Origin of the sequence: [Flexibacter] sp. ATCC 35103 (genome assembly GCF_001975985.1) — a bacterium.
GTDB lineage: Bacteria > Bacteroidota > Bacteroidia > Flavobacteriales > Flavobacteriaceae > Flavobacterium.
On the sequence record NZ_MTQF01000007.1, the window covers coordinates 73401 to 93480 of the forward strand.

The 20080-nt window shown below is 34.9% G+C and carries 18 protein-coding genes; 11 read left to right on the forward strand and 7 right to left on the reverse strand.

The window, feature by feature from the left end:
• Window positions 1-38: 38 nt before the first annotated feature.
• The 7 genes from rlmB to BXU01_RS15480 all read right to left on the reverse strand — a co-directional run bounded on the left by rlmB (window position 39) and on the right by BXU01_RS15480 (window position 12201).
• Window positions 39-773 carry a 23S rRNA (guanosine(2251)-2'-O)-methyltransferase RlmB gene (gene rlmB, locus BXU01_RS15450; RefSeq protein WP_055093044.1) on the reverse strand — a complete coding sequence of 245 codons (735 nt, stop codon included), beginning with the start codon at window positions 771-773 and terminating at the stop codon, window positions 39-41.
• An 84-nt stretch (window positions 774-857) separates the two neighbouring features.
• Window positions 858-1988, reverse strand: a complete 1131-nt coding sequence (locus tag BXU01_RS15455) for a SusD/RagB family nutrient-binding outer membrane lipoprotein (RefSeq protein ID WP_083694045.1) — start codon at window positions 1986-1988, stop codon at window positions 858-860.
• A complete protein-coding gene (locus BXU01_RS15460) occupies window positions 1985-2230 on the reverse strand; it encodes a hypothetical protein (RefSeq protein WP_083694046.1) in 246 nt (81 codons plus the stop codon). Before BXU01_RS15460 ends, BXU01_RS15455 begins: the two co-directional genes overlap by 4 nt.
• 4 nt (window positions 2231-2234) lie before the next feature.
• Complete coding sequence (locus BXU01_RS15465) at window positions 2235-5345, reverse strand: SusC/RagA family TonB-linked outer membrane protein (protein WP_083694047.1); 3111 nt, start codon at window positions 5343-5345, stop codon at window positions 2235-2237.
• A gap of 302 nt (window positions 5346-5647) precedes the next feature.
• Window positions 5648-7108 (reverse strand): SusD/RagB family nutrient-binding outer membrane lipoprotein, encoded by a 1461-nt coding sequence (locus BXU01_RS15470; protein WP_083694048.1) that lies wholly within the window; start codon window positions 7106-7108, stop codon window positions 5648-5650.
• An 11-nt stretch (window positions 7109-7119) separates the two neighbouring features.
• Entirely contained in the window at window positions 7120-10398 is a 3279-nt protein-coding gene (locus tag BXU01_RS15475; RefSeq protein WP_083694049.1) for a SusC/RagA family TonB-linked outer membrane protein, read from the reverse strand.
• Between the two features lie 87 nt (window positions 10399-10485).
• Complete coding sequence (locus BXU01_RS15480) at window positions 10486-12201, reverse strand: hypothetical protein (protein WP_083694050.1); 1716 nt, start codon at window positions 12199-12201, stop codon at window positions 10486-10488.
• Window positions 12202-12369: 168 nt separating this feature from the next.
• On the opposite strand from BXU01_RS15480, the gene rpsL reads away from it, so the two are divergent.
• The 11 genes from rpsL (at window position 12370) to rpsC (ending at window position 20079) form a co-directional block, all read left to right on the forward strand.
• Entirely contained in the window at window positions 12370-12753 is a 384-nt protein-coding gene (gene rpsL / locus BXU01_RS15485; protein ID WP_007136570.1) for a 30S ribosomal protein S12, read from the forward strand.
• A 115-nt stretch (window positions 12754-12868) separates the two neighbouring features.
• Entirely contained in the window at window positions 12869-13345 is a 477-nt protein-coding gene (gene rpsG, locus BXU01_RS15490; protein WP_007803600.1) for a 30S ribosomal protein S7, read from the forward strand.
• Between the two features lie 10 nt (window positions 13346-13355).
• Entirely contained in the window at window positions 13356-15512 is a 2157-nt protein-coding gene (gene fusA / locus BXU01_RS15495; RefSeq protein WP_055093057.1) for an elongation factor G, read from the forward strand.
• Between the two features lie 11 nt (window positions 15513-15523).
• The gene (gene rpsJ, locus BXU01_RS15500; RefSeq protein WP_007803605.1) at window positions 15524-15829 is read left to right on the forward strand and encodes a 30S ribosomal protein S10; all 306 of its coding nucleotides are present in this window, start codon (window positions 15524-15526) and stop codon (window positions 15827-15829) included.
• 402 nt (window positions 15830-16231) lie between these two features.
• Window positions 16232-16849 (forward strand): 50S ribosomal protein L3, encoded by a 618-nt coding sequence (gene rplC, locus BXU01_RS15505; protein ID WP_007803612.1) that lies wholly within the window; start codon window positions 16232-16234, stop codon window positions 16847-16849.
• The gene (rplD, locus tag BXU01_RS15510) at window positions 16849-17478 is read left to right on the forward strand and encodes a 50S ribosomal protein L4 (RefSeq protein WP_083694051.1); all 630 of its coding nucleotides are present in this window, start codon (window positions 16849-16851) and stop codon (window positions 17476-17478) included. The genes rplC and rplD overlap by 1 nt, the downstream gene beginning before the upstream one ends.
• Before the next feature lie 7 nt (window positions 17479-17485).
• A complete protein-coding gene (gene rplW, locus BXU01_RS15515; protein ID WP_017495018.1) occupies window positions 17486-17776 on the forward strand; it encodes a 50S ribosomal protein L23 in 291 nt (96 codons plus the stop codon).
• 9 nt (window positions 17777-17785) lie between these two features.
• The gene (rplB, locus tag BXU01_RS15520; protein ID WP_007803623.1) at window positions 17786-18610 is read left to right on the forward strand and encodes a 50S ribosomal protein L2; all 825 of its coding nucleotides are present in this window, start codon (window positions 17786-17788) and stop codon (window positions 18608-18610) included.
• Between the two features lie 6 nt (window positions 18611-18616).
• Entirely contained in the window at window positions 18617-18895 is a 279-nt protein-coding gene (gene rpsS, locus BXU01_RS15525; RefSeq protein WP_012022488.1) for a 30S ribosomal protein S19, read from the forward strand.
• A 6-nt stretch (window positions 18896-18901) separates the two neighbouring features.
• A complete protein-coding gene (gene rplV, locus BXU01_RS15530; protein ID WP_007803631.1) occupies window positions 18902-19315 on the forward strand; it encodes a 50S ribosomal protein L22 in 414 nt (137 codons plus the stop codon).
• 5 nt (window positions 19316-19320) lie between these two features.
• Entirely contained in the window at window positions 19321-20079 is a 759-nt protein-coding gene (rpsC, locus tag BXU01_RS15535; RefSeq protein WP_012022487.1) for a 30S ribosomal protein S3, read from the forward strand.
• Window position 20080 lies beyond the last annotated feature (1 nt).

Consider the following 20080-nt stretch of genomic DNA (forward strand, 5'->3'; position numbering starts at 1 on the left):
ATTATCATATTTGTTTGCCACCTTATTCTTTGGGTTATTTAACTTCTTTGGCGTACAGCTTCGTATAAAAATGCTCCACAAGCTACAGAAACGTTAAGAGATCCTATTGATCCAAACATTGGCAATTTTGCTTTTTCATCAACGATTTTAAGAACAGAAGGATTTATTCCTCTATCTTCAGATCCCATTATAATTGCTACTGGTTCGTTTAATGCTATGTCGTAAATATTCTGGTCTGTTTTCTCTGTTGCAGCAACTGTTTTAATTCCTGAACCCTGAAGGTAGAAAATAGCATCTTTAATATGTTCAACTTTACAAATAGGCACATTAAATACAGCTCCTGCTGAAGTTTTAACAGTATCACCATTCACAGGTGCAGATCCTGCTTTTTGAACAATAATTCCGTTTACACCAGTACATTCTGCAGTTCTTATGATTGCTCCAAAATTACGTGCATCAGAAATCTGATCTAATATTAGAAATAATGGTTTTGAACCGGATGCGATTGTTGATTCAACTAAATGTTCTAATTCTATAAAACCAATAGGGGAGATGGTTGCAACTGCTCCCTGGTGATTGTTTGGCGTTAGGCGATTTAGTTTCTCCACAGGTACATAGGAGAAATTAATGTTAGCGCGTTTCATCACTTTCATTAAATCTTTCATTAATTCTCCAGAAATTTCTTTTTGTATAAATACTTTATCGACTTCTTTTCCTGCTTGTATTGCTTCTATAATGGCTCTAATTCCAAATATTTGATGTTCTTTTTCCATGGGACAAATATAGGTATAATGTTTATATAAAAAAAAACCACTCTGAATGAACAGAGTGGTTAGTCTTAATTTAGGTGTATTAAATTAATTAGGAGTTGCCCACCAAACTGGTGCATATATATCTGAAACAACAGTTGCATTGTTATTCAATGTTCTTTCTGATTTAGGCGTCAATAATCTTGCAGGAATCTTTTTAGATTGACTCGCTTGATTTGGAGTTAATGCAGGAAATCCTGTTCTTCTAAAATCATTGTATGGTTCAAAAGTAGTGAACAATGCAATATATTTTTGTGTAATAATATTTTGCAAAGTAACTGCCGCTGATGCAGTAGCTGCATAAGTAGCGTTGCTTGTACCAGTAACATCTATTAGTGATGAATTTACTGCGGCTTGTAAAGCAGTTTGAGCTGCGGCGATGTTTCCTAATCTAAACTGTGCTTCTGCTTCAATAAATTTAACTTCAGTTAAAGTAATAATATTCAAAGGTGTCGCTGGATCTCCTGCAAAATAATCTCCAAAACGAGATTTTAGTCCAGAACCGTCTGGTGACTCAGGTGCAGCACCGTCATAAGTTCCATCTTCTGCTTCTGTAGCATAAAATGGTAAACGAGGATCTGAATTGGCATTTAATAAATCTATAAAAAATTTACCCATTCCCATATATCCTGCTCTTTGATTATTGAATGCATACCATGTACTTTGATTATTACCTCCGTCAAAAGTTGCAACTAAATTGTCAGCTTTTGATGTAATTGATTTTTGTGCATAAGTAAGGGCTTTTTGTGCTGCTACAGCACTTCCGTCTTTTGTTGTTAATCTCAGCGCATATCTTGCTTTGATCGCATAAGCAAGTTTTGTCCACTTTTCAGTATTTCCACCATAAAAAATATCATCAGTTTTTGGTACGGAAAGATTGGCACTTGCTGGTTTAGCTAAATCTAATATTGCTAAGTCAAGGTAAGATTGTATGCGCTCAATTACTTCTTTCTGTGTATCATATTTTGGTGTAACATTGCCTTCAACACCTGCAAAAGCTTCTGAAAAAGGTATATCGCCCCAAATATCTGTTGCAATTCCCATATTAAGTGCTACTAATATTCTTGCAATACCACCATAATAAGGGCTTGTTGCTTCGTAGTCTTTTATAATTGTGTTTGCATTAACACCCGCTTGGTAAATATTACCCCAGTCACCTTCATTGTCAAGTTCTGTTATAACATAACGTCCTGCTTCAGAAGATTGAAGTTGATTTCCATTCTATGCTGAGTAAATATCGTAAAGGTTCTTGATAAATTACCTAATGAGTTATTTATTGTCCCCACTTCAACTCCTGTAAGTAGAGTAGCTGGTGAAGCTGTTGTAGGGCCATTAGGATTGTCGTTAAAGGTTTCTAATTCGTTTTGGCACGAATTTAGAGTTAACGCTCCTAATATTATAGATAAAAAGATTTTTTTCATAATATTAAAAATTAAGTTTTAATGTTAAAGCGTAGCTTTTTGAACCTGGATTATTAAAATAATCCAACCCATTAGTGTTTGAGCCTGATCCTGCAAGAGAATTTTCAGGATCTACCCCGTTGTAATTTGTAATTACAAATAAGTTTCTTGCTGATAATGTTAATGAGGCATCTCTAATAAATGGTGCGCTCTTTGTAAGTAGTTTTCCGAAATTATAACCTAAGCTAACGTCTCTCAATCTTACCCAGCTAACCTCTTCTATAGCTTGCTCAGTAGCAGCTCCATTATCACCTAGGTAGTAATTGTAATAATCAAAATTTGATGCTGCAACTGTGTTTGGTGCTCCTGCCTCATTAACTCCAGATATAACGTAAGTTGCGTTTCTATCTTGAGCTGATTCTTCAGTAACTCCTAGTCTGTTAAGTCTAGCGTGTGTACCATTCCATACATCTCCTCCTTTTCTTATGTCAAGAAGAAAGCTCAATGATACATTTTTGTAGCTAAAATTATTTCTAACACCAGCTAACCAGTCTGGGTTTGGATTACCAATGATTTGAGTTTGTCCGTTAAGGAAAGGTAGTCCGTCAGCGTCAAGAATTAACTGACCAGAATCGTTTCTTTGCCAAACTGTTCCAAGCATAACTCCTAAAGGCTGACCTCTTACAATAGACGGTGTTACACCACCAGAAAAGTAGTCACTACCTATAGGTGAATTATTTAAGTTATCTGCAACTGCGGTTACTTTATTTACGTTTTTACTCCAGTTTACATTAATATCCCATTGGAAATCTGTATTTTTAAATATGTCGTATCCTAACTCTACTTCTAATCCTCTGTTTTGTACAGTTGGACCATTAGTGTATGAATTAGAAAATCCTGAAGATTGTGCAACTGGTGCTTGAACCAATAAGTCATAGTTAGTAGATTGATAAGCACTTACGTTTAAACGTAGTCTTCTAAACATTTCTAATTCTAAACCTACTTCGTATTCTTTGTTGTGTTCAGGTTTTAAATTTGGATCTTTAAGTATAGTTGTGTATCCAAATGCTCCAATACCTCCATAAGGAGCGTATAATTGAGATCCAAATGTATCGTAATAATACGGTGTAGTGTAGGTAGTTTGAACATTGTAAGGAGTTGGAGAAGCATAAGTTTCAGCAAACGCACCTCTTATTTTTCCTAAAGTAATCCACTCCGGAAGATTAAGTGTTTTGTTAAACAACCATGAAGCACTTACTGCAGGGTAAAAATATGAATTATTGTCTTTAGGTAATGTACTGCTCCAGTCATTTCTTCCTGTAAGTGTCAAATAAAATTGATCTAATGCAGCAAATTCAACTTGTCCGTAAACACCTCTTTTTATTTGTGACATGTCATAATTCTGAGGAGTGAAGTTTGTAAAATTGCTTAAGTTATACTGGTTTGGTAATAACATTACTGATCCTACAGTATACATGTCATTTGAGAATTTTGAATTTATAGATCCTCCGGCACTATAACTTACAGATAATTTGTCTTCAATAAGTGTAATGTCACCATTAAAAATCAAGTCAATGTTGTATAAACTAGCGTTATAAGTGTCTAATATCACTTGACCAGTTCCATCGGCATTAGAATTACCACGACTACTATAAGAATAGTTTTGCTGTGCATGGGTTGTATATGTGTCTACACCTGCTCTTAGTAAAGCATTAAATTCTTTGCTTTGGTTATAAGTAATGTGTCCATTAAAAATACTACGATTTGTTTCGTCGTTATAAGGGTTGTTATATACAGTGTAGTAAGGATTGTCATAAGCAGAATAATAGTTTTTATTAGTTCCTTGTGGAGTTTCATAATCTCTAAGATCATAACTTGAAGGAGCTCTGTATAGAGATAGCATAATTCCTGCAACGTTGCTTCCTTTTTGGGCTCTTACTCCTGAAGTGTTAGAGTATTTAAAATCAGCACCAGCTTTTAATTTATCTGTAATGTTATATTGTGCATTCAAACTTACATTAGATCTTTTTAAAGAAGTATTTGGAACCATTCCTGTTTGATCTGTATGACCAAAACCAAGTCTGAATGATGCAGTATCATTACCTCCAGAAAGAGCCACATTCTGAGTTGTAGTTATCCCGTCTTGGAAGAAATTTTTAGCATTGTCATAAGCTTTTAAGCCTGGAACGCTTGAAATTTCTGGCCCCCAGCTTTGGATAGTTCCTGAAGGATTAGTTGTTGGGAATCCAGCTGCGTTATATGTTGCTGGAGCAACGTAATTTGTTCCGCCAGTACCGGCTGCATATTTAAACTGAATGTTTGGAAGCATGCTTACTTGGTCAACTGATACAGTACTAGAAAGTTCAACACCAATCCCTTTTCTTTTCTTTCCTTTTTTACTTGTATAAAGTATTACCCCATTTCTTGCATTTTCTCCATAAAGTGCAGCGGCAGCTCCTCCTTTTAGAATAGATACGCTTTCAATATCATCAGGATTGATGTCAACGGCTCTGTTAGAGTCATCTACACCGCCAATATTTGTACCTGAACCTGCATTATTGTTTATAGAGTTGTCTATGATTTGTCCATCTAAAACGATTAGTGGTTGGCTTGATAAAGTTACAGACTTCTGACCTCTAATAAGGATTTTACTTGATGCACCAGGTGTTCCTGCTGATCCAGTAACTTGAATTCCGGCTGCTTTTCCAGCAAGACCTTCGATTACGTTAGGTTCGTGAGATCTTTGTAGATCATCACCTTTAACTTGTGAAGTTGCATATCCTAATGCTTTCTTCTCTTTTTTGATACCTAATGCAGTTACAACAACGCTTTCAAGTTCTACTGAGTCATCAGTTAGTTTTACGCTAATTGAAGTTGAACTTGCGGCTACTTCTTGAGATTTCATCCCAATGTAGCTAAATACCAAAACTTGGCTTGAAGATGCTTTGATAGAAAATTTACCATCAAAGTCTGTTTGCGTTCCTGTTTTTGTCCCTTTAACTAATACACTCACACCTGGTAAAGGCATTCCCGTATTGTCAGAAACTGTTCCAGAAACAGCTCTTTCTTGCGCGAAAGTAAGTTGCGCAACTAGTACTAATAAAAGTACTAAGAATCCATTGAACTTTAGTTTCATTTTTAAATATTTTGAATTAGTTCGACAAAAATCTTAATAATTTGTTAATCTACCTAATATAAAAAGCTTTTTTTTTAGTTAAATTATGATTTTACTATAAGATATTGTTTTTTTATAGTTAAAAAACATGTGTAAATTTTAAATTCGTAATTTATCGTCTCAAATATGATAATAATGAAAAATATTAATATTTATAGGATTGTTAAATTTAAAGATATTGAGCTTATTTTTGTTTTTTTATAACTTTTGCATAAAAAAACCACCCTTTTTAGAGGGTGGTTTTGTGTTAAATTATGTTAGAATTAAAATTTATCCCAAAATAACTTCGTTTCTACAGCGTCTCCACCAATCGCAGAACTAGCTGCGGTATAACTGGCTTTATTTAATGATTGTTCTATTATAGGATAAGTATAGCGTTGTGGTATGCCGGAAACTGCATCTGCTGGAGCATCTAAAACAGGAAAGTCTAATCTTCTGTAAGTTGACCATCCTTCAAATGAATTGTTGTAATAAGCAATCCAACTCTGAGTTCCAATTTTTTGTTTCCAGGTTCCTGCAGCAGTTGTATATGCTACAGCAGGATTGGCAAGATATGTTGTTGCTTCTGCGGTAGTTCCTCCCCAATCTAATATAGATGCTGTAATTGCAGCATTATAATGAGCTTCGGCATTTGCTGGGGTTCCGTATAAGGATCTTTCAGCTGCTTCTGCTAATAAAAACTGAGCTCCGGCATAATCCAAAATTGTTCCGGGAAAATCTGGTGCTTGAATTGTTGGTGTTATGTGTGTTTTATTTGCAAATGAATTACTCGCTCCATTTTCACCACCTACATATTCAATTTGAGGAGTTGTTGGGTCATCCATATTGCTGTCGAAGTATTTCGAGCGTCTTGGATCATTTAGTGTGTTCATCCTGTCTATTATCGTACTGGTAGGAACAAAGTCGGAACGACCACTTGCTACTAGATCTACGTATAGTGGGTTTGTATTTGGCGTTGCTGTCAAGTACTTTAAATCAGCATTGTCAAGATTAGAAGTGAATACTAATGGGGCGGCGCTTGAAACTGTAGCTTGGGCTAAAGCAGCTTCTGTAGGAATATCTGAAATTGTAATTCCTAATCTTAATTTTAAAGTGTTTGCAAATTTAATCCACTTTGTTACATCGCCACTATAAATTCTGTCATTGTCACCAAAACTCTTGCCACCTGTATTAAGATTTATGATTGCTTTATTTAGTCTGGCAATAAGATCTTTGTAAATTGTAAGGCCATCATCATATTTAGGTGTTTTATAATTTAAATTCAATGCTTGTGAATATGGAACATTTCCAAATGTCTCTACTAAAATAGCATAGGTGTAAACATTTAAGACTTCAATAATTGCAAGTTTGTTTTGTTTGTCCAGCGGATTCTCTGTTAAACCAACAGGTGTTGCAGTGATATTTGTTGCACTCTGATCTAAATCTTTCAATACATCTTTGTACAAATATTGCCAGTGCTGCTCAGGAATGGTTCTGGTTACTAAGTCGTAATTGCTTTCGTCTGTATAAACAGTTTCTGTCCAGTATTGGTTTAGTAATCTGATGACATTGTCATTAACATTCGTACTCATCATTTGATCTACTAACTTTTTTTGAGCGCTGGTAAATAAAGCTTCTCCTGGTACGTTTGATGGATCCTTAACGTTTACGTTTAAGTTTTCTAAATCATCGGAGCAAGACGCAAAGGTTGCCGCAGTGAGTAGAATTAAAAATATTTTTTTCATGATTTCTTGATTTAAAATTGGATTTTAACGTTGAAGCTAACATCTCTTGTTGATGGCAAAGATCCTGTTGAATAACCTTGTAGATTACCTGCTCCTAAGCCTGATTCCGGATCTGCATCTGGTAAATTTTTATGTATAATCCAAAGGTTAGTTCCAACAATACTAAAAGTCATTCCGTTTATGAAAGTATTTTTTAATACTTTTTCTGATAAAGAATATGAAATTGATGTTTGTCTTAATTTAATATAACTTGCATCGTATACAAATGCTTCATCTGGTAATCCTCTTCTGTACCCTTGTGCTCCAAAACGACTAGCTTCAATTCTAGTTGTATTTACGGCTCCATTAGGATTTACTCCTGGATTGATAAAACCACCACTGTCAGATCCTGAAGTTAAAGGATTTCTTACTGGATTTCCAAGTTCATTAGTAAAAGCAGTGTCGTCATACAGACCTGTTGCTAAACCATAATAGCGATCAAGTGAGAATATTTGTCCTCCTTTTTGCATGTCAATTAAAAATTCGAAGGAGAAGTTTTTGTAGCTAAATCTATTGTTTAAACCAGCGGTGTAATCTGGATTTGAATTTCCAATAGGATTGTCAGAAGTTGAAGTTTTTATGTATTGTCCATTAGCAGGATCTACAACTCTTTGTCCGTTTAAATAAGTGTATTGCGTACCGTAAATTACACCATAAGGTTGTCCAACTGCTGCATTGATTGTTACACCACCTTGCATAGTTCCAAGTTGTAAATTGTCAATTCCGTCTAATAAATTTAATACTTTGTTTCTGTTTCTGGCAAAGTTTAGGTTAATGTCCCAAGAAAAATTTTCTGTTTTTACTGGAGTACCATTCAAAGAAACCTCAATACCTTTATTTTCTATTTCTCCGGCGTTAATTAATTCATATAAATAACCAGTTGAAGAAGTTAATCTTAATGGGATAATCTGATCAATTGAATTTGATTTGTAATACGAAAAATCAAGTCCTAATCTCTTTTTGAAAAACGAAAGCTCTAAACCGGCTTCGTAACTTTTAGTACGTTCGGGTTTTAGATTAGGATTGTTTTTTGTGTCTTTAACTGATGCAGAAGAAGCTCCGAATGCGGTGTTCACTGCATAGGTGTCTAAGATTCTGTCAAATCCTGGACTATTACCAACTTCAGCGTAGTTTAATCTTATTTTTCCAAAAGACAACCAATCAGCATCTACAAATTTTGAAAACACAAAACTCGATGATACCGAAGGATAGTAGTAAGAACTATTTGCTTCAGGTAGAGTGGAAGAGTGGTCTCTTCTTATTGTTCCTTCAAGAAATAAATAATCATCATAGCCAAAAGATGCACTTCCGTAAACCCCATCAACACCTATGGCTTCATCTCTTTCAATAGGGGCTAATAATGGGCTTACTGTATTTTGTAGTGAATATAATTTTGGAATTGCAAGTCCTCCATTTGTTGCTGCAAAAATAGAAGTGTAATAACTTCTTCGAATGTTAACACCGACAACACCTTTAAGGTTTAATTTTTGTGTAATGTTAGTATTGTAGTTTAGCATGAAATCATAGTTGAACTCACTGAAGCCTATGTTTTTTCTGGAATATCCAGATGATGCTGGATTTCTGTCCTCGCTCCCATCGCCACCTCCGGTTCCAATACCAAAGTTTGCAGGTACACTTCCAATTGCTCTTCTCTCTTCTTGTAATTCGTCATACGTATCAACGGCTACTCTACCAAATGCATCTAGCCAACTTGTGATTTTATAGTTCAATGATGCATTTCCAATAAATCTGTTTCTACTATCTGATTCATAATTTTCATAACGTTGGAAATATGGGTTGTCCCAGAAAATTGGAGTAGAATTTGTATATGAATTTGGGTTCCAGGATATGTTTCTTCCGGTTAACTCATATGCTTGTTTTAAACTTTTTAAGTCAACATTGGTTTGCCACCATTGTCTAAAATTACCAGCAATGTTATCGTTATATCCGGTACTATTTCTACCAACCGTACTTGTTTTTGTAAAGTTACCGTAACCTGCCACAGTTAGTCTGTCGTTTATTAGGGTTGATGCATTTAACGTAAAAGTATTTCTCTTTAATGTACTGTTAGGTAAAAGACCTGTTTGATCAAGATTATTAAAGCCTAATCTTAAATATCCATTTTCCAATCCTTTGTCTATAGAGATAGAGTTAGTAACAGCTACTGGTTTTTGAAAAAATGTTATTGGGCCATTTTTTGCATTTACCCATGGAGTTGCTTTCATGTAATTCGGTGATTCTGGATAAAAGGCATCCCATTGGTAAACTAATAAGTTAGGATTGAATGCTTGTCCATAAGAAGCGTCTTCTGTCAATGGGGTTACATTATCTAAAATTCCGTCACCATCAATATCAATATGGTCTAAATAGGAGTCTTCATCTGGTCCATAATAAGGTCCATATCCGGCACCGTATTGTTTTTGATATTTAACAAAAGTACTTTTGTCAACTGATCCAACGGTTACACCAGAGTTAACTGTTACGGAATATCCTTTTGCTTTTTTGTTTCCCTTTTTTGTTGTAATTACTACGACTCCATTAGCAGCTCTTGATCCGTATAGTGCACTTGCGGCTGATCCTTTAAGTACGTTTATAGATTCAATATCTTCTGGGTTGATGTCAGATGCAGCGCTACCATAATCGTAACCTGCACCAGATTGTTCTTGATCTCTTGAATTAGAATTGTTGTTGCTTACGGGAACTCCATCGATAACAAATAAAGCCTGATTGTTTCCAGTTAAAGATGAGTTTCCTCTAATTACGATGTTTGTAGAACCTCCAAAGTTAGTTGTTCTTTTTACTTGTACACCCGAAACTTTACCGGAAATAGCATTTACAAAGTTGTCGCTTTTTACTGCTGCTAAACTTTCGCCTTTTACTTCTTGTGTTGCGTAACCAAGAGATTTTTTCTCTCTTGATAATCCTAAAGCAGTAACAACAACCCCCTCAAGTTGTTGGGCGTCTCCAGATAGTTTAGTATTTACTTGTGATGAGCTCGCTGTGACTTCTTGCGATTTCATTCCAATGTAACTAAATATTAAAACTTGACTTGGTGTTGCTTTGATGGAATATTTTCCGTCAAAATCGGTTTGTGTTCCGGTTTTTGTTCCCTTAACTAATACACTAACGCCTGGTAAAGGCATTCCTGCATCATCGGTAACTGTACCCGAAACAGCTCTTTCCTGCGCAAAGGTTAACTGCGCGATTAGTACTAATAATAGCACTAAAAATCCATTGAACTTTGGTTTCATTTTCTCAATTATTTTGAATTAGTAATACAATATTCACAATAATTAGTTAATAATCCTAATGTTATGTTAACGAATTTTTAATATATATTAAAATTTAACATTATAACATATGTTAACGATAGTGTTAAATAACTGAATTTCCTGAAGTCTTGTCCCTCCATTGGTGAGATTAATTCTAAGCAGACCACTTGTGGTTTGTATGGTTGTTCCTATTCCAATTCCTGTTAAATTATGTATTTTATCTGGATTTTGGCTACTTGTTAAATCTTGGTAAATTGCATAATCTATAATCGAATTTATGTATAAGTTTTTTGAAACGATATATCTGTATTCTGTGAGAAGCATAGATGTAAAATTGGCTTGTAGGCTATTCTCTAAAAAACCTCTTATGGAATTAATGCCGCCAAATCTAAATAATTCGTTTGTAATGTAGTTGTTGCTTTTAAGGTAAAAGCTTTGTAAATTGATATTGATATAATTCCTTTTGTTTAACTCAAAGTTATTTGCGAAGTTGGCGTTTATGTAAAATTGTGGGCTTGAATTTACGGTGTCGGGATTATTGTTTGTGTTTCTTTTTCCATATCCGGCTATAAGGCTTAAATATGTTTTTTTTGTAAAAAAAATGCTTGTGTAGTCAAGTCGTTTGTGGTCAAATGTAGAAGTGATGTAAGAGTTCTTAAAATCACTAATGCTTGAATTGTTTGTATTCTGAATGTCACTTGATTCTGTTGATTGATAGCCTAAATATATTTTTGAATTGTAATTTAAATAATATCCTAAATCAATTGCTGTCTTTGTATTTTGAAATGTACTGTCTTGCTTAAATATGTTAAGTTGCGCTTTTAACCCCAGCGAAGAGTTGAATATATAGGGGATTTCTATTTTTGTGTTAAATGTTTTTTGTTGATTTCCATCACTTTTCCAATAAAGTGAAAATTGTTCACCCGCATGAAGTGTGTTTAATAAAGTGATATCTAAATATCCGTTAAGTGTAGTTTTTTTGTTGTCATCATTTGAAAATCCGATATAGCCATCAAATGTATTTGCTTTTCTTTTTTCAATATAGGTGTATATTTTAGTAGAGTCGCTGGTAAATAATATTTGTGGATATTTAGTTTGAGTAATAAATTCAAAGCTATTTATGTCATCGTGTAATTCTTTTACAATCTCCTGATTAAAAGTTTTATTAAGGTATTTTTTATTCAGTTGTTTTAAATGACCTTTTGGGAAATAATTTTTTTCTTGAGGATTTGTTTGAATGATAATAATTGAATTAACACTGCGTTTTTTTTCGGATTTAAAATTTAAGGCTCCATAAATTATTAAATTCTTTCTTATGATATTGTCAAGTTTTATTTTGCTTAATGCAAAACCCTTTGTTTCTGCATCAAGTATCTTTTGATTTAAAAAGTTTTCAAGTTGATTATATGGTACAATTATGGTATCCTTTTTTGTTTCTGTTGGGTTCGAAAAAATATTATTTGTACCTATATATATATGTATCTCTTTGATCGGCTTTTTTAACTCTATTATTGCTGTGTAGGTGCTGTCATTTACAAGTTTTGTTTCTTGTATTTTATTGTCTAAAAATCCAATAGAAGTTAATTTTTGAGATGTGTTTTTTACCTCCTCATTCAATGATTTTATATTATTGTGTTTAGTTGAATAGTTTAATGAATCGATTATCCTGCTTTCAGTTTTGTTAGAGCCAGTTATTTTTAAATAAAAGTTTTGGCTATAAGATGAAAAGCTGAAGAGAAAAAAGAATATATGTAATAAGTGTTTCAAAAGCAATTGTTTCATTTATTAAAAGTATTGCAAATATCAATTGTTTGTTTGTAAAAACATAAGCTTAAATAATGTTATTGAAAATTAATGAATTAACGTTTGTATAGTGAAAAATATTTTATACATTTGCAACCCCGTAAAAAGCGGGAATTTAATATACATAATAAATTTTTAGTATTAATTATGCCAACAATTCAACAATTAGTAAGAACAGGAAGAACTCAGATCACTAAGAAGAGTAAATCGGTTGCTTTAGATTCTTGTCCTCAAAGAAGAGGGGTTTGTACGCGTGTTTACACTACTACACCAAAAAAACCAAACTCTGCAATGCGTAAAGTTGCGCGTGTACGTTTGACAAATGGTAATGAAGTGAATGCTTACATCCCTGGAGAAGGACACAATCTACAAGAGCACTCGATAGTATTAGTGCGAGGTGGAAGGGTAAAAGATTTACCAGGTGTTAGATATCATATCGTTCGTGGAGCGCTTGACACGTCAGGAGTTGCAGGAAGAACGCAAAGAAGATCTAAGTACGGTGCTAAACGCCCAAAAGAAGCAAAAAAGTAATTTAAAACGTTAAAGTTGGAGGTTAGGAGTTAAGGGTTTGAAATTTGGCGTAAGCTAAAGTGGATGACACATAACATTTAACGGATGACCTATAACTTTTTATTAAAAAAAAGACATGAGAAAAAGAGCGGCAAAGAAAAGACCACTTTTACCAGATCCAAGGTTTAACGACCAACTGGTAACACGTTTTGTGAACAACTTAATGTGGGACGGTAAGAAATCTACAGCTTTCAAAGTATTTTATGATGCAATTGACATCATTGAGTCTAAAAAGCAAGATTCAGAAAAATCTTCATTAGAAATTTGGAAAGATGCTTTAACAAACGTTATGCCTCACGTAGAAGTACGTAGCCGTAGAGTTGGTGGAGCTACATTTCAAATTCCAATGCAAATTAGACCAGACAGAAAAATTTCTATGGCAATGAAGTGGTTAATACTTTATTCTAGAAGAAGAAATGAAAAATCTATGGCACAACGTTTAGCGTCAGAATGTTTAGCTGCTGCTAAAGAAGAAGGTGCTGCGGTTAAGAAAAGAATGGATACTCACAAGATGGCAGAGGCTAACAAAGCTTTCTCTCACTTTAGATTTTAATTCGTAAGAAATGGCTAGAGATTTAAAATATACAAGAAATATCGGAATTGCTGCTCACATTGATGCTGGTAAAACAACAACAACTGAGCGTATCCTTTTTTATACTGGAAAGTCACACAAAATTGGTGAAGTACACGATGGTGCTGCAACAATGGACTGGATGGCTCAAGAGCAAGAAAGAGGTATTACAATTACTTCAGCTGCAACAACTTGTGAGTGGAATTTTCCTACTGAGCAAGGTAAGCTTTTGCCTGAGTCTTTGCCATACCACTTTAATATTATTGATACTCCTGGACACGTTGACTTTACTGTAGAGGTAAACCGTTCTTTACGTGTACTTGATGGTTTAGTTTTCTTGTTTAGTGCTGTTGATGGTGTTGAGCCTCAATCGGAAACTAACTGGAGACTTGCTGATCAATATAGAGTTCCTCGTATGGGATTCGTAAATAAAATGGACCGTCAAGGATCTAACTTTTTGGCAGTTTGTCAACAAGTTCGTGATATGTTGAAATCAAATGCTGTTGCGATCACTTTGCCAATCGGTGAAGAAAATGATTTCAAAGGTGTTGTAGATTTAGTAAAAAACCAAGCTATTATTTGGCATGATGCAACTCAAGGGGCGACTTTTGATATTGTTGAAATTCCTGCTGATATGGTTGCAGAGGTTAAAGAGTACAGATCTATTCTTATTGAAGCAGTTGCTGATTACGATGAAAATCTTTTAGAGAAATTCATGGAAGATGAAAGCTCTATTACAGAGGAAGAAATCAACAACGCTTTAAGAGCTGCTACTATGGATATGGCTATCATCCCGATGATCGCTGGTTCTTCTTTCAAGAACAAAGGAGTTCAATTCATGTTAGATGCAGTTTGTAAATATTTGCCTTCTCCAATGGATAAGGAAGGTATCGAAGGAATTCACCCTGATGATGCTGAATTATTAGAAGAAGATCAAACTAAAATCTTACGTAAGCCAGACGTAAAAGAGCCGTTCGCTGCTTTAGCATTTAAAATTGCTACTGACCCATTCGTAGGTCGTTTAGCTTTCTTCCGTGCTTACTCTGGTCGTTTAGATGCTGGTTCTTACGTTTTGAACACACGTTCGGGAAATAAAGAAAGAATTTCTCGTATCTACCAAATGCACGCTAACAAACAAAATCCAATCGAATTTATTGAGGCTGGAGATATTGGAGCTGCTGTTGGATTTAAGGATATTAAAACTGGGGATACATTGTGTGATGAAAAACACCCAATCATTCTTGAGTCTATGAAATTCCCTGCACCGGTAATTGGTATTGCAATTGAGCCTAAAACTAAAGCTGACGTTGATAAAATGGGTATGGCTTTGGCTAAATTAGCTGAAGAAGATCCAACATTTACTGTTAGAACAGATGAGGCTTCAGGGCAAACTATTATCTCAGGTATGGGTGAGCTTCACTTAGATATCTTGGTAGATCGTATGAAACGTGAATTTAAAGTTGAAGTGAACCAAGGTGAGCCTCAAGTTGAATATAAAGAAGCGTTTACAAGAACTGCTACACACAGAGAGACTTACAAGAAACAATCAGGAGGTCGTGGTAAATTCGGTGATATCGTATTTACACTTGAGCCAGCTGACGAAGTTGATGGTAAAGTACCTGTAGGATTACAGTTTATTAATGCAGTAAAAGGTGGTAACGTTCCTAAGGAATATATTCCATCTGTAGAAAAAGGTTTCCGTGAAGCTATGAAAACTGGTCCTTTGGCTGGTTATCAAGTGGATAGTTTGAAAGTAACTTTGACAGACGGATCTTTCCACCCTGTCGATTCTGATGCTCTTTCTTTTGAATTAGCTGCAAGAATGGGTTATAGAGAAGTAGCAAAAGCTGCTGGAGCAATTATTCTTGAGCCAATCATGAAAATGGAAGTTATTACTCCTGAAGAAAACATGGGAGATATCGTAGGTGATATCAACCGTCGTAGAGGTCAGGTTAATGACATGGGTGACAGAAACGGTGCTAAAACTATTAAAGCTGATGTGCCTTTATCAGAGATGTTTGGATATGTAACAACATTAAGAACATTATCTTCTGGTAGAGCAACTTCAACAATGGAGTTTTCTCACTATGCAGAAACACCTTCTAATATTTCAGAAGCTGTAATTAAAAAAGCAAAAGGTAACGCTTAATTCTTAAGAAAATGAGTCAAAAAATCAGAATAAAACTAAAATCTTACGATCACATGTTGGTAGACAAGTCTGCTGAAAAGATTGTAAAAACAGTAAAAACTACTGGAGCAGTTGTAACAGGTCCAATTCCGTTACCAACTCACAAAAAACTTTTCACTGTATTACGTTCTCCGCACGTTAACAAAAAAGCGAGAGAGCAATTTGAAGTGATGTCATACAAGAGATTGATTGATATTTATTCATCTTCATCTAAAACTATTGATGCTTTAATGAAGCTTGAATTACCAAGTGGGGTTGAAGTAGAGATCAAAGTATAATTTTATTATATTTTTATAAAAAAAAGCGAGACAGAAATGTTTCGCTTTTTTTGTTGCTTTAATTTTTGCTGTGTTTAGTTTTTTTTAATTAAATGAAAACAATAATTTAATGTTGGTTTATTGGAAAAGCCTTATTTAGAGCTGTGTGCCAATGATTTTGGTTTTTATTAACGGAATTTTTCTGTAGTACTAATCTGTAATTAATTTTGATTTTAATTATTTTTATCGAAATATAAAAGAGGTCGAGGTGGTTTCTTTTGAGCTGGGATTTTGATAATGAGCGATTTAATTTTTGTAACTGTTTGGTATATTCAATTTTAATATCTACTTTTGCACTCCCTGTTTGGAAATTTCTGTTATTTTCAAATTGAAGGGAATTTTAGTAATTAATAATTAATATTTATGTCTGGGTTAATTGGTAAAAAAATCGGCATGACTAGTATTTTCGACGAAAATGGGAAAAACATTCCTTGTACAGTAATCGAAGCTGGGCCGTGTGTTGTTACCCAAGTCAGAACCAAAGGTGTTGACGGGTACGAAGCGTTGCAACTTGGTTTCGATGACAAAAACGAGAAACATTCCACTAAAGCGGCTTTAGGTCACTTTAAAAAAGCTGGAACTGTTGCTAAGAAAAAAGTCGTTGAATTTCAAGATTTTGCAACTGAACAAAAATTAGGGGATCTTATTGATGTTTCTATTTTTGCTGAAGGAGAATTTGTAGATGTACAAGGTGTATCTAAAGGTAAAGGTTTTCAAGGGGTTGTTAAACGTCACGGATTTGGTGGTGTTGGACAAGCAACTCACGGTCAACACAACCGTTTAAGAGCGCCAGGTTCTGTAGGAGCTTCTTCTTATCCGTCTAGAGTATTCAAAGGAATGCGTATGGCTGGAAGAATGGGAGGAGACAATGTAAAAGTTCAAAACCTTAGAGTTTTAAAAGTAGTTGCTGAAAAGAACCTACTTGTTATTAAAGGATGTGTTCCTGGACATAAAAACTCTTATGTAATCATTCAGAAGTAATGGAAGTAAAAGTATTAGATTTCAACGGAAAAGATACTGGAAGAAAAGTTCAACTTTCTGATTCAGTATTCGCAATTGAGCCAAACAATCACGCTGTATACCTTGATGTTAAGCAATATCTTGCTAATCAAAGACAAGGGACTCACAAAGCTAAAGAAAGAGCTGAAGTGACAGGAAGTACGCGTAAGATTAAAAAACAAAAAGGAACAGGTACTGCTCGTGCGGGAAGTATCAAAAATCCATTGTTTAAAGGTGGTGGAACAATTTTTGGACCAAGACCAAGAAGTTATTCATTTAAATTGAATAAAAGCTTGAAAAGATTGGCGAGAAAATCAGCTTTCTCAATCAAAGCAAAAGAGTCAAATATTATCGTTCTTGAGGACTTTAATTTTGAAACTCCAAACACTAAAAATTTCATTAACGTTTTGAAAGCTTTAGGGTTAGATAATAAAAAATCTCTATTTGTGTTGGGAGAGTCAAATAAAAATGTATATTTGTCGTCACGCAATTTAAAGACTTCTAATGTCGTAACTAGCTCAGAATTAAGCACTTACGCTATTTTAAACACTAATAATTTAGTGCTTTTAGAAGGTTCTTTGGAGTTAATTGAAGAAAATTTAAGCAAATAATAGGAATATGAGTATCATAATTAGACCTATAGTAACAGAAAAAGTAACCAAAGAAAGTGAAGTTTTAAACCGCTTCGGATTCGTTGTTGACAAAAAAGCAAACAAAGTTCAAATTAAGAAAGCTGTTGAAGCTGCTTATGGAGTAACTATCGTTTCAGTTAACACGATGAACGTAAGACCGGATAGAACTACAAAATACACTAAAAGTGGTTTGATCAGTGGAAAGACAAATGCAATTAAGAAAGCGATTGTTCAAGTACAAGAAGGAGAAACAATTGATTTTTACAACAATATCTAAGATAGAAAAATGTCAGTAAGAAAATTAAAACCTATTACCCCAGGTCAGCGATTTAGAGTTGTGAATGGTTATGACGCCATTACAACTGATAAGCCGGAACGCTCTTTGATAGCGCCGATAAAAAACTCTGGAGGTAGAAATAGTCAAGGAAAGATGACCATGCGTTATACGGGTGGTGGTCACAAGCAGAGATATCGTATCATTGATTTCAAAAGAACTAAAGACGGAATTCCGGCTACTGTGAAATCAATTGAATATGATCCAAATCGTACTGCATTTATCGCTTTGTTAGCTTATGCTGATGGAGAGAAAACTTATGTAATTGCTCAAAACGGATTGAAAGTTGGTCAGAAATTAGTTTCTGGTCCAGAATCTCAACCTGAAATTGGTAATACATTGCCTTTAAGCAGAATTCCTTTAGGAACTGTAATCTCTTGTATTGAGTTACGTCCAGGTCAAGGAGCAGTAATTGCTCGTTCAGCTGGTACATTTGCTCAATTAATGGCAAGAGATGGAAAATATGCTACAATTAAAATGCCATCTGGTGAAACAAGATTGATCTTGTTAACTTGTTCGGCTACAATTGGAGCTGTTTCTAATTCAGACCACCAATTAGTTGTATCAGGAAAAGCTGGTAGAACAAGATGGTTAGGAAGAAGACCTAGAACAAGACCTGTTGCAATGAACCCTGTTGATCACCCAATGGGTGGTGGAGAAGGACGTTCTTCTGGTGGACATCCACGTTCAAGAAATGGAATACCAGCAAAAGGTTATAGAACTCGTTCTAAGAAAAACCCGAGTAACAAGTATATCGTAGAACGTAGAAAGAAATAATAAGATATGGCACGTTCATTAAAAAAAGGACCTTTCGTTCATTATAAGTTAGACAAGAAAGTTCAGGAAAACGTAGAAAGTGGTAAAAATAGTGTAGTAAAGACTTGGTCTAGAGCTTCTATGATTACTCCAGATTTCGTTGGGCAAACTATCGCAGTTCATAACGGTCGTCAATTTGTACCAGTTTACGTAACAGAAAACATGGTAGGTCACAAATTAGGAGAATTTTCACCAACTAGATCTTTTAGAGGTCATGCTGGAGCAAAAAATAAAGGTAAAAAATAAGAAGCAATGGGAGTTCGTAAAAGAGAAACAGCAGATGCGAGAAAAGAGGCTAATAAGTCTATTGCTTTCGCAAAATTGAATAACTGCCCTACTTCACCTAGAAAAATGCGCTTAGTAGCGGACTTGGTAAGAGGTCAGAAGGTAGAAAGAGCACTTAACATCTTAAGATTTAGTTCTAAAGAGGCTTCAAGAAAATTAGAGAAACTATTATTATCTGCAATCAACAACTGGGAGCAAAAAAATAGTGAAGGTAATTTAGAAGAAGCTGGATTATTTGTTAAAGAGATCAGAGTAGATGGTGGAATGATGTTAAAAAGACTTCGTCCAGCTCCACAAGGTCGTGCACACAGAATAAGAAAACGTTCTAACCACGTAACAATCGTGCTTGGAGCTATCAATAACACACAAAGCAATTCTTAAGCAGCATGGGACAAAAGACAAATCCAATTGGAAATAGACTTGGTATCATCAGAGGGTGGGACTCAAACTGGTATGGTGGAAATGATTACGGTGATAAACTTGCCGAAGATCACAAAATCAGAAAGTATATCCACGCTCGTTTATCAAAAGCTAGTGTATCTAAAGTAATCATTGAGAGAACTTTGAAGCTTGTAACCGTTACTATCACTACTGCTAGACCTGGTATCATTATCGGAAAAGGTGGACAAGAGGTAGACAAGTTGAAAGAAGAACTTAAGAAAGTTACTGACAAAGAGGTTCAAATCAACATCTTTGAAATCAAAAGACCTGAATTAGATGCTTATCTTGTGGCGACAAGCATCGCTCGTCAAATCGAAAGCCGTATTTCTTACAGACGTGCAATCAAAATGGCTATTGCTGCTTCTATGCGTATGAACGCTGAAGGTATCAAAGTTTTGATTTCTGGTCGTTTGAATGGTGCTGAGATGGCGCGTTCAGAAGGTTTCAAAGAAGGTAGAATTCCTCTATCAACTTTCAGAGCTGACATTGATTATGCTTTGGCTGAAGCTCACACTACTTATGGTAGAATGGGTATCAAAGTATGGATCATGAAAGGTGAAGTTTATGGAAAGAGAGATCTTTCTCCGCTTGCAGGAATGGATAAAAAACAATCTGGAACTGGTGGTGGTAAAGGTGGAGATGCCCCTAGAGGTAAATCTAACTTTAATAAAGGTGGAAAACCAGACGCTCGTAAAAGAAAGTAAA

Excerpts from the sequence above, each read along its gene's own strand:
- rlmB (WP_055093044.1), bottom strand. The coding sequence starts at position 773 with ATGGAAAAAGAACATCAAATATTTGGAATTAGAGCCATTATAGAAGCA.
- BXU01_RS15460 (WP_083694046.1), bottom strand. The coding sequence starts at position 2,230 with ATGAAAAAAATCTTTTTATCTATAATATTAGGAGCGTTAACTCTAAAT.
- BXU01_RS15465 (WP_083694047.1), bottom strand. The coding sequence starts at position 5,345 with ATGAAACTAAAGTTCAATGGATTCTTAGTACTTTTATTAGTACTAGTT.
- BXU01_RS15470 (WP_083694048.1), bottom strand. The coding sequence starts at position 7,108 with ATGAAAAAAATATTTTTAATTCTACTCACTGCGGCAACCTTTGCGTCT.
- BXU01_RS15475 (WP_083694049.1), bottom strand. The coding sequence starts at position 10,398 with ATGAAACCAAAGTTCAATGGATTTTTAGTGCTATTATTAGTACTAATC.
- BXU01_RS15480 (WP_083694050.1), bottom strand. The coding sequence starts at position 12,201 with ATGAAACAATTGCTTTTGAAACACTTATTACATATATTCTTTTTTCTC.
- rpsL (WP_007136570.1), top strand. The coding sequence starts at position 12,370 with ATGCCAACAATTCAACAATTAGTAAGAACAGGAAGAACTCAGATCACT.
- rpsG (WP_007803600.1), top strand. The coding sequence starts at position 12,869 with ATGAGAAAAAGAGCGGCAAAGAAAAGACCACTTTTACCAGATCCAAGG.
- fusA (WP_055093057.1), top strand. The coding sequence starts at position 13,356 with ATGGCTAGAGATTTAAAATATACAAGAAATATCGGAATTGCTGCTCAC.
- rpsJ (WP_007803605.1), top strand. The coding sequence starts at position 15,524 with ATGAGTCAAAAAATCAGAATAAAACTAAAATCTTACGATCACATGTTG.
- rplC (WP_007803612.1), top strand. The coding sequence starts at position 16,232 with ATGTCTGGGTTAATTGGTAAAAAAATCGGCATGACTAGTATTTTCGAC.
- rplD (WP_083694051.1), top strand. The coding sequence starts at position 16,849 with ATGGAAGTAAAAGTATTAGATTTCAACGGAAAAGATACTGGAAGAAAA.
- rplW (WP_017495018.1), top strand. The coding sequence starts at position 17,486 with ATGAGTATCATAATTAGACCTATAGTAACAGAAAAAGTAACCAAAGAA.
- rplB (WP_007803623.1), top strand. The coding sequence starts at position 17,786 with ATGTCAGTAAGAAAATTAAAACCTATTACCCCAGGTCAGCGATTTAGA.
- rpsS (WP_012022488.1), top strand. The coding sequence starts at position 18,617 with ATGGCACGTTCATTAAAAAAAGGACCTTTCGTTCATTATAAGTTAGAC.
- rplV (WP_007803631.1), top strand. The coding sequence starts at position 18,902 with ATGGGAGTTCGTAAAAGAGAAACAGCAGATGCGAGAAAAGAGGCTAAT.
- rpsC (WP_012022487.1), top strand. The coding sequence starts at position 19,321 with ATGGGACAAAAGACAAATCCAATTGGAAATAGACTTGGTATCATCAGA.